This window comes from Frondihabitans sucicola (assembly GCF_030296615.1).
Taxonomy (GTDB): Bacteria; Actinomycetota; Actinomycetes; order Actinomycetales; family Microbacteriaceae; genus Frondihabitans; species Frondihabitans sucicola.
In genome coordinates this window covers 1,710,031-1,723,446 of the sequence record NZ_AP027732.1, presented here as the reverse complement: position 1 = coordinate 1,723,446, position 13,416 = coordinate 1,710,031, and the positions used below count along the sequence as shown (strand labels likewise).

Annotated in this window: 14 protein-coding genes, 1 tRNA gene and 5 pseudogenes; 8 read left to right on the top strand and 12 right to left on the bottom strand. The window is 70.1% G+C overall.

Features of this window, described 5'->3' with window-relative positions; translation table 11 throughout:
* Window positions 1–151: 151 nt before the first annotated feature.
* The 5 genes from QUE79_RS08930 to QUE79_RS08910 all read left to right on the top strand — a co-directional run bounded on the left by QUE79_RS08930 (window position 152) and on the right by QUE79_RS08910 (window position 4,027).
* Window positions 152–1,324 carry a hypothetical protein gene (locus QUE79_RS08930; RefSeq protein ID WP_286346352.1) on the top strand — a complete coding sequence of 391 codons (1,173 nt, stop codon included), beginning with the start codon at window positions 152–154 and terminating at the stop codon, window positions 1,322–1,324.
* Between the two features lie 76 nt (window positions 1,325–1,400).
* Complete coding sequence (locus QUE79_RS08925) at window positions 1,401–2,285, top strand: L,D-transpeptidase (RefSeq protein WP_286346351.1); 885 nt, start codon at window positions 1,401–1,403, stop codon at window positions 2,283–2,285.
* 89 nt (window positions 2,286–2,374) lie between these two features.
* A complete protein-coding gene (locus QUE79_RS08920; RefSeq protein ID WP_286346350.1) occupies window positions 2,375–2,497 on the top strand; it encodes a hypothetical protein in 123 nt (40 codons plus the stop codon).
* A gap of 14 nt (window positions 2,498–2,511) precedes the next feature.
* Window positions 2,512–3,045: a hypothetical protein gene (locus QUE79_RS08915; RefSeq protein ID WP_286346349.1), complete on the top strand. Its 534-nt coding sequence runs from the start codon at window positions 2,512–2,514 to the stop codon at window positions 3,043–3,045.
* A gap of 196 nt (window positions 3,046–3,241) precedes the next feature.
* The gene (locus tag QUE79_RS08910; protein WP_286346348.1) at window positions 3,242–4,027 is read left to right on the top strand and encodes a sugar phosphate isomerase/epimerase family protein; all 786 of its coding nucleotides are present in this window, start codon (window positions 3,242–3,244) and stop codon (window positions 4,025–4,027) included.
* Between the two features lie 75 nt (window positions 4,028–4,102).
* On the opposite strand, the gene QUE79_RS08905 is transcribed toward QUE79_RS08910, so the two are convergent.
* Window positions 4,103–4,174 (bottom strand) — tRNA-Gln (locus QUE79_RS08905).
* Window positions 4,175–4,230: 56 nt separating this feature from the next.
* Window positions 4,231–4,524, bottom strand: a complete 294-nt coding sequence (locus QUE79_RS08900; RefSeq protein ID WP_286346347.1) for a putative quinol monooxygenase — start codon at window positions 4,522–4,524, stop codon at window positions 4,231–4,233.
* 67 nt (window positions 4,525–4,591) lie between these two features.
* Here QUE79_RS08900 and QUE79_RS08895 point away from each other — a divergent pair, with 67 nt between their 5' ends.
* A complete protein-coding gene (locus QUE79_RS08895; RefSeq protein WP_286346346.1) occupies window positions 4,592–5,113 on the top strand; it encodes a MarR family winged helix-turn-helix transcriptional regulator in 522 nt (173 codons plus the stop codon).
* 221 nt (window positions 5,114–5,334) lie between these two features.
* Here the strand turns inward: QUE79_RS08895 and QUE79_RS08890 are convergent, their stop codons facing one another.
* The 10 genes and pseudogenes from QUE79_RS08890 to QUE79_RS08850 form a co-directional block, all read right to left on the bottom strand.
* Window positions 5,335–5,817 (bottom strand): hypothetical protein, encoded by a 483-nt coding sequence (locus QUE79_RS08890; RefSeq protein ID WP_286346345.1) that lies wholly within the window; start codon window positions 5,815–5,817, stop codon window positions 5,335–5,337.
* A gap of 5 nt (window positions 5,818–5,822) precedes the next feature.
* Window positions 5,823–7,001 (bottom strand): annotated as a pseudogene (locus QUE79_RS26140) (ABC-F family ATP-binding cassette domain-containing protein); the annotation flags it as partial.
* Between the two features lie 170 nt (window positions 7,002–7,171).
* A pseudogene (locus tag QUE79_RS26135) lies at window positions 7,172–7,574 on the bottom strand (ATP-binding cassette domain-containing protein); the annotation flags it as partial.
* Between the two features lie 234 nt (window positions 7,575–7,808).
* Window positions 7,809–8,033 carry a hypothetical protein gene (locus QUE79_RS08880; protein ID WP_286346343.1) on the bottom strand — a complete coding sequence of 75 codons (225 nt, stop codon included), beginning with the start codon at window positions 8,031–8,033 and terminating at the stop codon, window positions 7,809–7,811.
* A gap of 42 nt (window positions 8,034–8,075) precedes the next feature.
* Window positions 8,076–8,705: a hypothetical protein gene (locus QUE79_RS08875; protein WP_286346342.1), complete on the bottom strand. Its 630-nt coding sequence runs from the start codon at window positions 8,703–8,705 to the stop codon at window positions 8,076–8,078.
* Window positions 8,706–8,756: 51 nt separating this feature from the next.
* A complete protein-coding gene (locus tag QUE79_RS08870; protein ID WP_286346341.1) occupies window positions 8,757–9,188 on the bottom strand; it encodes a molybdenum cofactor biosynthesis protein MoaE in 432 nt (143 codons plus the stop codon).
* Window positions 9,181–9,689, bottom strand: a pseudogene (locus QUE79_RS08865) (MogA/MoaB family molybdenum cofactor biosynthesis protein). Before QUE79_RS08865 ends, QUE79_RS08870 begins: the two are co-directional and overlap by 8 nt.
* The gene (moaC, locus tag QUE79_RS08860) at window positions 9,686–10,168 is read right to left on the bottom strand and encodes a cyclic pyranopterin monophosphate synthase MoaC (RefSeq protein WP_286346340.1); all 483 of its coding nucleotides are present in this window, start codon (window positions 10,166–10,168) and stop codon (window positions 9,686–9,688) included. Before moaC ends, QUE79_RS08865 begins: the two are co-directional and overlap by 4 nt.
* Window positions 10,161–10,520, bottom strand: a complete 360-nt coding sequence (locus QUE79_RS08855; RefSeq protein WP_286346678.1) for a hypothetical protein — start codon at window positions 10,518–10,520, stop codon at window positions 10,161–10,163. The genes moaC and QUE79_RS08855 overlap by 8 nt, the downstream gene beginning before the upstream one ends.
* Window positions 10,478–11,383, bottom strand: a pseudogene (locus QUE79_RS08850) (molybdopterin molybdotransferase MoeA); the annotation flags it as partial. The pseudogene QUE79_RS08850 and the gene QUE79_RS08855, both read right to left, overlap by 43 nt.
* 51 nt (window positions 11,384–11,434) lie before the next feature.
* On the opposite strand from QUE79_RS08850, the gene QUE79_RS08845 reads away from it, so the two are divergent.
* Together QUE79_RS08845 and QUE79_RS25420 are read left to right on the top strand one after the other, a co-directional pair.
* A complete protein-coding gene (locus tag QUE79_RS08845; RefSeq protein WP_286346339.1) occupies window positions 11,435–12,331 on the top strand; it encodes an MTAP family purine nucleoside phosphorylase in 897 nt (298 codons plus the stop codon).
* Window positions 12,328–13,385 (top strand): annotated as a pseudogene (locus tag QUE79_RS25420) (NAD-dependent epimerase/dehydratase family protein). Before QUE79_RS08845 ends, QUE79_RS25420 begins: the two are co-directional and overlap by 4 nt.
* The last annotated feature ends 31 nt before the right edge of the window (window positions 13,386–13,416 follow it).

Below are 13,416 nucleotides of genomic sequence, written 5' to 3'. Positions count from 1 at the left end.
AGCAGCCCGTTCAGAGATAGCCCCCATTCTGCAGTAGCCGCAAAACGTCATGCGCTGCAAGATTTCTCTTCGCGATCGGACCGCGGCGTGTTAGAAAGCATCTTGGGAGTTCTCGCCAGGATCTCCGACTCTTCCTGACTCAGGAGATCCAATGACGCCTCATGCCCTCTTCCGATCGACGACGACCGAGGAGGGACGCGGGCATCCTGCTCGCCGTTCGCGACTCGCCGTCTTCGGCATCGCCGCCGTCGTCGCCGTAGCCCCCGCCCTGATCGGCGTCGGGGTCGCGAATGCCGCACCGCTGCCCGTCGTCACCGTCACGACGCCCGCGACCGGAGCGACGGGTGTGGCGCAGGTCGCTCCCAACGTCGTCGCCTTCGCCGGCACCAACGTCCCCACGGGCGACTACGCGTCGGTGAGCTACACCGACCTCACCGGAGGCGTGCACAACGCCACGTTCGGCGGCAGCACCGACGACGGCGGCGGCGCCTGGTCCGGAGCCGAGACGTTCGACCAGCTCAGCGTGGGGCAGACCACGGTGACCGCGATCGTCGCGGCCAAGAACGTCGACACCGATGCGGTCGACGCCGACGTCACCGCCGGCACGACCACGTTCACGCTGGCCGTCGCTCCGAAGCCCGCCCAGCCGTTCGCCATCACCTCGCCGGTGAGCAACTCGACGACACCGGTCGCCTCCACGAAGCCGACCTTCACCGGCACCGGCCTCGCCGGAGCCACGATCACCATCGTCTACGGAGCCCGTTCCGGCCAGAACCTCGTCGCCGCCACGACCACGGTCACGGCCGCCGGCACCTGGTCCACGCCGACGGACTTCAGCCTTCTCGAGCCCGGCCAGACCGATGGCACCGCCATCGTCACCGAGACCCAGAACGGTGCAATCGTTCCCGGCACCTCGGCCACCGGCGTGAACTTCGTGTTCCCGTCCGCACCGGCTCCTCTCATCCCGGTCACGCTGACCACCGACCCGAAGTCGTCGACCCTCACGTCCGCGACCACGAAGGGCGTCGCCTTCGCGGCGACCGGCTTCAGCCCCGACGAGGAAGTCTCCATCGCGGTCAAGGACCCGAGCGGCGCCACCATCGCTCTTCCGAAGGCCGCGGCGCACTTCTACGCCGACCAGGTCACCGGAAGCTTCATCGGCGCGGTCCTGCTCCCGACGACGTCCGGCACGGGCACCTACACGGTCACCGTCACCGGCGTGCGCAGCGCTCGCGTCGCGACGGGCACCTTCGTGGTCGTCGCCGATCCGGTCACGACGACCCCGGCCGGGCCCGTGGGCACGCTGCCCGTGGTGAGTGGCTGATCCTGCTCCATCCAGCACGGACGGACCGGCTCCCTCGCGGGAGCCGGTCCGTCCTGTTCTCTGAACGGTCCGCCCTGTGAAAGTCACCCGCCGCCTCGTCATCACCGTCGCGTCCGCCGTCGTCGTGGTCGCCGTCGCGGGTGGTGCGGTGCTCACGCTGAACCATCACTCCCCCACCCCTCGAGCAGCAGCCACCCACTCGGCCCCGGCCACTCCCACACCGACCCCGACGCCCTACTCGGCACCGGCGGCAGCCACGATCGCAGCGCTGCCCGAGGCCAAGTACAACGCCGTGATCCCCGGCCTCGTGGCCGTAGCCGCGGGCTCGGACCTCCACCCGGCGACGGCCGTGGACAAGATAGCGACGGACGCCCCGCTCTACGGCGACGACCGATCGAAACCCGTCGCACGATTCGCCGCCAAGAACTTCCTCGGCCAGCCGAGCGTCATCGTCCCGCTCCGCACGGACGGCGACTGGACCCTCGTCATGACACCGAGCCGGCAGACCCTGCCCTCGAAGGACCCCTCGGCACCGGCGCAGTCGGCCGCGTGGATCCGCACGTCTCTCCTGTCGCAGGTGCAGACGCTCACCCGCCACATCGTCGTGTCGGTCGGTGCTCAGACCGTGTCGATCGTCGACGACAAGGGCAAGGCCGTCTCGACCTTCGCCGCGGGAGTCGGCGCCTCAGGAACCTCGACGCCCACCGGCGTGATCGGCTACATGGAGGCCAGGTACCTGGATCCTGCTCAGAACCAGACGGTCTACCCCATCGGACTCACATCGCTCCACTCGACCGCGGCCGACGAGCCCTACACCGGGCACGACGGCGGTCTCATCGGCATCCACTACGAGGCCGTCCACTCCGGCAACATCTCGCACGGGTGCGTCCGCCTCGACGGCCCCTCGATCACCGCTCTCGACCAGCTGCCGCTCGGCACGTCGGTCCTCATCGAGAAGTAGCCGGGGTCCGAGGGCTCTTCCGTGCTCTCTGTTGTGAGCAGGCCGACGAAGCCCGAATCTTCCCGGCACGCTTACCCGAGGAGATTCCCGTGCGCAGCTCTGCCCCATCGAATGCCACCGCGACCACCGGCCGACCACTGCGTCGCACGTCGCCGGCCGACATGATCCTGTTCGGCACCGGCGACCAACGCTTCTTCACCCGCAACCGCTGATCCGGCGGCCGGACATGAAAGCGTTTCGCGCCTACCTGCAGGGCGCTCCTCTCGGCGTGCTGTTCGCCTGGTTCACCGGGTTCTACTTCCTCGGCACCTACGGTTTCGCCCTCCTCGACGGGACGTCGAAGTTGAACCTGGTCAGCGCACTCATCCGCGTGGTTGGTGCCGGGATCTTCGGTGGGATCATGACCGCACTCGTCGCCAGGCAGAGGCGCCGCGACGGCGGCAGGAGAACCTCCGTCCAGATCACGACCGCGCTGAAGACAGGCGCTGTTCCCGAGGATGCCGAACCGTCCATCTGGCTTCCCGCGCTGGAGGCGCGTCGGAAGCAGAATGAACGGGCACACTGGGTCAACCCGATCGTTTTCGGCCTCTTCACCCTGCTCGGCATCTGGCTGATCACGCAGGATCCCACCGGTTTCATCCCGTGGATCGTCACCGCGTTCTTCATCGCCGTCGCCATCCTCTCCCTCGTCCAGGCCCGCCGGGCGGTCACGAAGATCGAAGCGCTGATCGTGCAGATGCACGGGCGCCCGGGAGACTGATCGGTGGGATTCGCAGGTCGTCGACTCCCAAGATTCGCGGGGTCGAACCGGTGAGGAACGCGAACGCCGGCAAGCTGTTCGCGGCAGGTCCGTCCGCTAGCCTGGTTGGACTGTCCGGCGCTCACGTCGCGCGGCCCGTCAGGGCGGCGCTCAGCCGGATTCCGAGCAGGGCAGCCGGATAGAAGCGGAGAGACACGTGACCCACGACATTGCCGTCCACGATTGGTCTCTCGACCGCACCCTGGGACGGTTCCGGTCCGACTCGCCCGACGCCGTGGCCGCGGACTCCCTGGCGCTGGTGAATCTCCCGGCCGCCCTTCGCGCCCACGACATCTCCGTCGTCCAGTTCTGCCACTTCCACCTGCCCCGACGCGACCCCGGCTATCTGCACGACCTGCGGGACGCCCTCTCGGAGAGCGCCGTCCGCCTCGACACCTTCCTCGTCGACGCCGACAACCTGACCCATCCCGGGACGGGAGCGGCCGACGAGCTCTGGGTGGCCGCCCAGGTTCGAGACGCCGTCGCGCTGGGCGCGGAACGAGTGCGTGTCATCGCCGGCAAGACACGAACGCCTGACGCCCACGCGTCGAGCACTGCTGCGCTCGCTCGTCTCGCGGCCCAGAACCCGGAGATCCGCGTCGTCACCGAGAACTGGTTCGACGTCACCAGCACCGCCGACGACGTCATCCGCATCCTCGAGCCGTTGGACGACGCCGTCGGACTCCTCATCGATCTCGGCAACTGGACCGGCGCCGACAAGTACGCCGAACTCGCCCGAATCACCCGCTTCGCCGAGACGTGCCACGCGAAAGCCCACTGGCACGGCGCCGTGATGGACGAAACGGACTACCGCAGGAGCATCTCGACCGTCCTCGAAGCCGGCTACGACGGCCCTTTCGCCCTCGTCTACGACGGCGAGAACGACGACGAGTGGGCGGGGCTTGCGGCGCAGCGGTCTGTCGTCGAGAGCGAACTCGCTTAGGGGGACGTGCGTCGGGGTCACCACCACCCCGGTGCCCCGTGCCGACAGTGCCGCAGGCTGCCTGGCCGTTCGAAGCTCCGCCTCCAGGACTCGAACCTAGACCTAACAGCTCCAAAGGCTGTCGTGCTGCCATTACACCAAGGCGGACCGCGCTTTCGCGCGTCACATAGTCTGCCAGATCGCGGCTGGGCCGCCGGTCTGCGTCAGGCCACGGGCGCCAGCGGGTGAATGGCGGGCGCTGCGGCGAGCGCGTCTCCGGCAGCCGTCATGGCGGCCGCGAGGTGCGGTGACTTCACGTGCTCGTCGAGGTCGGCCTGCGAGCGCCACTTCTCGATCGTGACGAAGACGGAGGATTCCGCCTGCGACTCGAAGAGCTCGTAGCTCAGGCAGCCGTCTTCGGCGAGCGTCGGCCCGACCAGCTCGCGGAGAGCCGAGCGGACGGCGTCCTCCCGACCGGGTTTGGCGGTGATGACGGCCACGACGTTGAGATCGGACATGGTGTTCCTCGCTTCCGGCCAGCCTCGATGCGGGCCGCTGGTGATGGTAGGCCGACATAATGGACCAATGCCCGAGCAGGATGCGCAGGCGACACCCGCAGCGCAAGACGAGGTCGACCGCATCGTCGACGCCTGGAATCGCGAGCGCCCCGACCTCGACTTCGCCCCGCTGCACGTCCTCTCGCGGGTGGGGCGGCTCTCGAAGCATCTCGACCGCGCCCGCCGAGCCGCTTTCGTCGCCAGCGACCTGGAGTCCTGGGAATTCGACGTCCTGTCGGCCCTCCGCCGCGCCGGTGCTCCCTACCAGCTCTCGCCGAAGGCGCTTCTGACGCAGACCCTGGTCTCGAGCGGCACGATGACGAACCGCATCGATCGCCTGGTCACCCGCGGCCTCGTCGAGCGGCGCACCGATCCCCGCGACGGCCGGGGCATCCTGGTCACGATGACCCCGCGGGGCGGCAGCGCCGTCGACGTTGCCATCTCGAACCTGATCGGCGCCGAGGCCGACCTGCTCGGCGACCTCTCCCCCGACGACCGGGAGCGGCTCACCGCGCTCCTCCGCGCCCTGTCGCTCACGCTCGGCGACTAGCCCCCGTCGCCCCTCCCCACCACCCCCGCACCACCCCTCCGCACCACCCCTCCAGAAATCGAAGGGGATTCTTCCGCAGGCGACGACCCCGTGCCGATCGCAGGCCGTTGGCCGAAAATCCCCTTCGATTTCTGGAGGGCGAGGGGACGGCAGGCAGGAGGGGCGGCCCGGCGGGAGGGGGAGGAGGAGGCAGCAGGTGGGCAGCAGCACGCACAAGCGCGTCAGACACCACGCGCATCGGCAGCAGCCTCCAGCGCGGCGAGCGCCGCGCCGGCCGACGGCAGCGTCACGGTGAACTCCTTGCCCGAGACCAACGACAGCACGAGCCCGGGGCCGCGCTGCAGGATCACGCCGCTCGCGCCGAGCGTGGCGCGATAGCCCCAGCCGTACCAGCTCCCGACGGAGACGAGGTCGACCCAGGCGTCGGCGATGTCGTCGAGGGCGAACTGGGCGAGCGGGAAGCCGAGCACCACGGAGTCGACGACGACCCCCGTCGATCCGACCGTCACCCGCACCCGTGCGCAGGACGCGCTGAAGGCCGCGACGACGATCAGGGCGATCACGACCACGAGGAGGTCGACGTTCTGCCCGACGGCCAGCCAGTAGGCCAGCACGACCGCGGCGGCCGCCGCGAGCACCACCGACGTCACGGACAGCACCCGCGACGTGACCGTGGTCTGCCACGCGTCGGGAGCCGCGGCCATCGGGCTCAGCCCTCGAGCTTCTCGCTGACGACGAGCCAGGCCGACTCGAGTTCTTCGCTGCGGGCCTCGACGGCGGCGACCTTCGCCTGCAGCTCTCCGAGCCCGGTGTAGTCGTTCTGGTCGTGCGCCGCGAACGTGTCGAGCAGCGCTTGACGCTCGGCGGCAGCCTTCTGGATCCGGCGATCGAGCGAGGCCAGCTCTTTCTCGGCGTTCCGCTTCTCGGCGCCGCTGAGGCCGGACGCCTTTGCTGCCGCGGCGACCGAGGCGGAGGCTCCCTGGGTCGCGGTCGGGCGGTCGGTGGCCTCGCCGGCGCCGTCCACGGCCTCGCGGCGCAGCGCCAGGTACTGGTCGACGCCGCCGGGGAGGTGCCGCATGCGGCCGTCGAGCACGGCGTACTGCATGTCGGTGACGCGCTCCAGGAGGTACCGGTCGTGCGACACGACGAGGAGCGTTCCCGGCCAGGTGTCGAGGAGGTCTTCCATGGCCGCGAGCATGTCGGTGTCGAGGTCGTTGGTGGGCTCGTCGAGGATCAGCACGTTGGGTTCGTCGAGCAGGATCAGCAGCAACTGCAGCCGGCGCTTCTGGCCACCGCTGAGATCTTTGACGGCGGTCTGCAACTGCGGAGTCGTGAAGCCGAGGCGCTCGAGCAGTTGGCCCGGTGTCAGCTCTTTGCCGCCCGAGACGTACGACGACCGGTAGCGCGAGACGACCGTGTTGACGCGCTCGTTCGCGAACTCGTGCAGGTCGGCGAGCTGCTGGTCGAGCACCGCGAACTTCACGGTCTTGCCTCGGGTGACTCGGCCGGTGGTGGGCAGCACCGCGCCCGTGACGAGCTTCAGCAGGGTCGACTTGCCGGCACCGTTGACGCCGAGCACACCGGTTCGCTCGCCGGGGGCGATCCGCCACTCGATGTCTTTCAACACCTGACGTTCGCCGTACGACACCGACGCGTCGACGATGTCGACGACCTGCTTGCCGAGGCGCGAGGTCGCCATCTGCGAGAGCGAGACCTTGTCGCGGGCCGGCGGTTCGTCGGCGATCAGGGTCTCGGCGGCCTCGATGCGGAACTTCGGCTTGGCGGTGCGGGCGGGAGCACCGCGGCGCAGCCACGCGAGCTCTTTCTTCATGAGGTTCTGGCGCTTGGCCTCGGTGACGCTGGCGGAGCGATCGCGCTCGACGCGCTGCAGCACGTAGGCGGCGTATCCGCCCTCGAAGGCCTCGACGATGCCGTCGTGCACCTCCCAGGTGTCGGTGGAGACCTCGTCGAGGAACCACCGGTCGTGCGTCACGACGACGAGCGCGCCCTGGTTCGGCGACCAGCGGCGCTTGAGGTGTTGAGCGAGCCAGGCGACACCCTCGACGTCGAGGTGGTTGGTGGGCTCGTCGAGGAACAGGACGTCCCAGTCGCCGACGAGGAGGGCCGCGAGGGCGACGCGGCGGCGTTGCCCTCCGGAGAGGTCGCCGATCGTGGAGTCCCACGGGATGTCGGTGGCGAGGCCCGAGATGACGTCGCGGATGCGGGCGTCGCCGGCCCACTCGTGCTCGTCGCGGCCGCCGACGATGACGTCGCTGACGATCGAGTCGAGGGGCAGGATGTCGCGCTGGTCGAGCACGCCCATCGTGATGCCGCGCCGTCGCGTCACCCTTCCGGAGTCGGGTTCGAGACGGCCTGCGAGCAGCGACATGAGGGTCGACTTGCCGTCGCCGTTGCGCCCGACGACGCCGATGCGCGACCCCTCGTCGATGCCGAGGGTCACGCCCTCGAAGATGACGCGGGTCGGGTATTCGAGGTGAAGCGCTTCTGCGCCGAGGAGGTGTGCCACCCAGCAAGGGTACGGGGCTGCGGCTGGATGCCGCTCCGCGCCGGCGTCGAGCCGCTCGGCCCGGCACCCGAGACCGCGGCGGGTGCGACTCCGCCGCGGAGGCCGAAACGCTCGCTCTGTGCACGCGGCTCCAGACCGCGGCAGCGTCGTGTCAGCAGGGACGGGGGGTTAGCCGGTTGTGCGATCATCCCAGCGCTGCCCCGCGGTGGTGAAGTCGGGTGAGACGACGCGAGCCCCGATCGGCTCACGCGTGATGGCGTACTCGATCCGCGAGGCGAGCCACTTTCGCCGCCAGGTCGTCGGCGTGCCGAGAGAGAGGCCGACGAGCACTGCCAGCACGTCGACGGCCGGTGACTCCGCCAGGCTTCCTCCCCGCTCCTTGAGCCGTCGCATCGCATCAGCGACGAGTTCTTCGGCGGGCTCGGAAGAATCACCTCACCCGAAGACGCTCACCAGTCCGAAGAATCCGAGGAACGGCGCCAGAACCGGCTGCCAGATGATGCTCATCCCCGCGACAAGAAAGTCGGACACGATGAAGTGGATGAAGAAATGCGAACGGAGAGTGTCGTCGTTGATGACGCGTGCGGATTGCAGCAGGGCGACGACACAGGCACCCACAAACGGAATGCAGGCGAAGAGGAAGGTCCACAGCACGGGCCGAAGGTCACCCGTGATCTGGATGGCCGCAAGCTCGGACGAAACAGCCAGGACCACCAGGCCGGAACTCGCCTTCGACGTGACCAAGCAGGTGGCGCAGAGGGCAGCAATCGAGGCGAGAACAACGGACAGCCATCCCCGCTCGGGAGAGTCGAACCAGGCGATTCCCGAATGGGCCCACCCGGGAATCGGGATCGCCAGGTCTTTCGCGATGTCGACGAACCAGGAGAAGGGCCGGGCCACGCTTCGGGGCTCGGAATGCCAGGAGGGGAGAACGACGGCGATCCAGAACCAGGCGCTGGCGCAGCCGACGACGACCCATTGAAAGACGCGATCCCAGGACACACCGAACATCGTGTGGATCGTCTTGAGGATGTCTCCAGCCTTCGGCGCTTCGTTGTCGTTCATACGCCTCCTTCCGCCTGCGCAGAAAATAGCGCGGGCGACCGACAATCGGGATCAGCCGAGGGAGGCGACCCACTCGCTGGAGCCGTCGACGAAGTCTTGCTTCTTCCAGATCGGAACGCGCGCCTTGACCTCGTCGACCAGCTCGGCGCAGGCCGCGAACGCTTCGGCTCGGTGCGCGCTCGACACGGCGGCTGCGAGGGCGACGTCGCCCACGGCGAGCGCGCCGGTGCGGTGCTCGACGGCGAGGGCAACGGCAGGATGACGCATCGCGATGTCGAGGGCGACCTCACGCAGGACGTCGGTGGCGGTCGGATGCGCCTCGTACTCGAGAGCGGTGACCCCGCGACCGCCGTCGTGGTCGCGGACGACACCCTCGAACGTCACGACGGCGCCGGCCGTCGCGGCGTGGACGAGGTCGGAGACGGCCGCGATCGACAGGGGAGAGTCGGTGACGCGGGCCGAAAGCACTCGAGGGTCAGTCATGGCCGCCGCCCCCGATCTGATCGAGCAGGTGATCGAGCAGCTCGTCGAGGAGCGTCAGCCCGTCGCGGACGCCCCCGGGGGACCCGGGCAGGTTCACCACGAGGGTGCGACCGGAAACCCCGACGACGCCGCGCGACAGCAGAGCCATCGGCGTGTGAGCCGAGCCCCGACGCCGCAGTTCCTCCTCGATGCCGAGCAGGCGCTTGTCGACCAGTGGCGCGGTCATCTCGGGGGTCGCGTCGGTCGGCGTGACGCCCGTGCCCCCGTCGTGACGATGACCGAGACCGGCTGCGCGATACCGGCGATCAGCGCCTGGCCCACCGGTTCGCCGTCGGCGACGACGACCGGCTGGTCGACCGTGAAGCCGCGCTCGGCGAGCCACTCGGCGATGACGGGGCCGGTGCGGTCGGGCGCCTCGCCCCGGGCGGCGCGGGTCGACGCGACGACGACGAGCGCGGTGCGGGTCGGGTGCGCAGCGGAGTCGGAGGAGACGAGACTCATCCCGACCAGTCTCCCGACTTGCCGCCGGACTTCTCGAGAACCTGGATCGCGTCGATCATGGCCCGTTTGTCGACGGCCTTGATCATGTCGTACAGGGTCAGGGCGGCGACCGAGGCGGCCGTCAGCGCCTCCATCTCGACGCCGGTCACCCCGCGCGTCGACACGGACGCCAGGACGCGCACGGAGTCGGAGCCCGTCTCGAAGTCGACGGTGACCGAGCCGATCGGCAGTGGGTGGCAGAGCGGGATCAGGTTCGAGGTCTGCTTGGCGGCCATGATGCCGGCGATCCTCGCCGTGCCGAGGGCCTCGCCCTTGGGCAGCGATCCGTCGGAGATCTGCAGGATCACGTCGGGTCGGGTGTGCAGGACGGCCTGCGCGACGGCGACGCGCTTGGTCTCGGCCTTCGCCGTCACGTCGACCATGTGCGCGCTTCCGTCGTCGCGCACGTGGGACAGCCCGGACCCCGCTGAATCAGTCATCGAGGGCCCACACTACGACCTCGTCGCCCGCTTCGACCCGGCTGACTCCGAGCGGGACGTGGACGAGGTGCGTGGCCACCGCGTACGCGTGCAGCAGGTGCGAGCTCGGCCCGCCGACGAAGCGGGCGCGGCCGGCCTCGTCGAGGCGCCCGCGCCGGATCTGGTGCTTGCCGGGCGGTGAGTCGGCTCCCTCGGCCAGGATCGCCGTCGACTCGCGCCGAGGCAGCGCCCGACCCCCGCTCGCAGCAGCGGCGCGCGCAGGAACGCCTCGAACGAGATCAGCGCGCTGACCGGGTTGCCGGGGAAGCAGACGACGGGCACCGAGGCGTCGTCGACCGCGAGAGAACCCCAACCCTGCGGCCCGCCGGGCTGCATGGCCACGGCGCCGAAGGTGACGCCTCGCGGCCCGAACGTCTCGCGCACCACCTCGTACGCCCCCTCGCTCACCCCGCCCGTCGTCACGATCAGATCGACCCCGGCGTGCCGGCGCACGACGGCGAGCAGGGCCTCGGGGTCGTCGCCGACGCGCTCGAGGACGACCTCGGCGCCGGCCTCTGTCAGCGCAGCCGACATCGACGCCCCGTTGGCGTCGTAGATCGTGGCCGGCTCGAGCGGACGACCGGCGGCCGCGAGTTCTTCGCCCGTCGAGACGAGCAGGATCCGCGGGCGGTCGACGACCAGAACGCTGTCGACGCCGGCGGCGACGAGCGACCCCCACTGGGGCGCGCCCAGGCTGGTGCCCTGAGGGAACAGGACTCGCCCGCGCGGCAGGTCGGAGCCGGAGCGTCGGACGAACGTGCCCGGGGCGATCGGCCCGGGCAGGGTCACGACGTGACCGGGACCTTCGGGAAGGAAGCTCGCAGGATCGGCACGCTCGATCTGCACGACCGCGTCGGCGCCGTCGGGGATCGGAGCGCCGGTCATGATCGGAGCCGCGGTACCCCGAGCGAGCGAACCGGGCGCATGCCCGGCAGGAATGCGCGCGGCCACGCGCAGGGCGGCAGCGCCCTCGGCGAGGTCGGCCGAGGCGACCGCGTAACCGTCCATCTGCGAGTTGTCGAAGGGCGGCAGATCGATGCCCGACACCACGTCGGCAGCCAGGACGCCTCGCGCTAGTCCGGTCTCTGCGAGCTCGACCCGGTGGGAGGACCGACCGGCGAGGGCGGAGTCGACCAGGGCTCCGATCTGCCGGCTGTGTTCTTCGATGGTGCGCACTCGCGCCTCGCTCTCACCAACTCGGGGATGTCTCCCAGTAGTGTCGCACCCATGACAACGGACCCTCGGGACTCCTCCACAGGCCGGCTCCCCAGCGTCGACGTCGCGGTGATCGGCGGTTCGGGCCTCTACTCGCTCTTCGCCGACGGCACCGCGGAGTCGTACGAGATCGACACGCCCTACGGCCGCACGTCGAGCCCGGTGACCGTCGGCGTCCTGGGCGGCAAGCGAGTCGCCTTCCTGACGCGGCACGGCGCAGGCCACTCGGTTCCGCCGCACCAGATCGGCTTCCGCGCGAACATCTGGGCGCTCGCAGCGCTCGGCGCGAAAGCGATCGTCTCGTCGTCCGCCGTCGGCGGCGTGCACCCCGACTACCCGCCGGGGACCCTCGTCGTCACCGACCAGTTCATCGACCGGACCTGGGGCCGGGCAGACACGTTCTTCGATCAGGGCTCGGTGCAGCACCTGGCGGCCGCCGATCCCTTCGATCCTGCGCTTCGCCGTTTCGCGATCGACGCCCTCGCCTCCGAGCTCGGCTCGTTCGCTCCCTCCGGCACCTGCGTCGTGATCCAGGGGCCGCGGTTCTCCACCCGCGCGGAGTCGCTCTGGTGGCAGCAGGCCGGCGCGCACACCGTCAACATGACGATGGTGCCCGAGGTGCCGCTGGCGGCCGAGCTGAACATCGGCACGGTCAACCTGTCGTTCGTCACCGACAGCGACGCGGGTCTGGCCCCGAGCGACGAGGACGACTCCCCCGACGGCGACAGCGTGAGTCACGACCTCGTGATGAAGCGACTCGCCGAGGCGCAACCCGTCATCGTCAGAGCGATCGAGCGGATCGTCGCGGCCATCCCGGCCGGTTTCGCGCCGCGCGAGCTGATCCCTGCGGCGGCGGTCACCGAGGTGCTCGCACGCCCCGTGAGCGCCGCTCCCCGGCCTCCGGCGTGAGCGACGACCTGCTCCTGGTCACGGGCGGTGCCGGTTTCATCGGCGGCGCCGTCGTGACGGCGGCGCTCGAGCGAGGTTGGGCGGTACGCGTCCTCGACGACCTGCGGCCGGACGTGCACGGAGCCCGGCCGACGTTCGATCCGCGGGTGGACTTCCGCGAGGGCGACGTCCGGGATCCTGCGGCCGTCGACGCAGCCCTCGATGGCGTCACGGCGGTCTGTCACCAGGCGGCCAAAGTGGGGTTGGGAGTCGATTTCCAGGACGCTCCCGACTACGTCTCGACCAACGAGCTCGGCACCGCGGTGGTGCTCGCGGCCATGGCCCGGGCGCAGATCGACCGCCTGGTCGTGGCCTCGTCGATGGTCGTCTACGGCGAGGGCGCCTACCGCGGGAGCGGCGGGATCGTGAGGCCGGCCCCGCGCCGCATCGCCGACCTCGACGCCGGCGTCTTCGACCCCCGCGACGATGCCGGCGAGCTCCTCCGGCCCGAGCTGATCGCGGAGGATGCGCCTCTCGACCCCCGCAACGTGTACGCCATCACCAAATTGACGCAGGAGCATCTGGCGACGTCGTGGGCCCGCAGCACCGGCGGACGCGCCGCAGCGCTGCGCTACCACAACGTCTACGGCCCGAGCATGCCGCAGAACACGCCCTACGCCGGAGTCGCGTCGCTGTTCCGCTCGGCGATCGAGCGCGGCGAAGCCCTCGCGTGTTCGAGGACGGCGCCCAGAGGCGCGATTTCGTGCACGTGCGCGACGTCGCCGGCGCCAACGTCGCCGCCCTCGACTGGACGGCCGAGCAGGGCGCCGACACGTTCCGGGCCTTCAACGTCGGTTCGGGCCACGTCCACACGATCGGCGAGATGGCCGCCGCCCTGAGCCGGCACGCGGGCGGCCTCGAACCCGTCGTCACGGGCGAGTACCGCTCCGGCGACGTCCGGCACATCACGGCGTCGTCCGAACGTCTCCGGGTGGAGCTCGGCTGGTCGCCCTCGGTGTCGTTCGACGCGGGCATGGCGGAGTTCGCGAGCGCGCCGCTCCGCGCGAGCGTGTAACATCCCACCGAATCGACCTCGGCTCCGAACA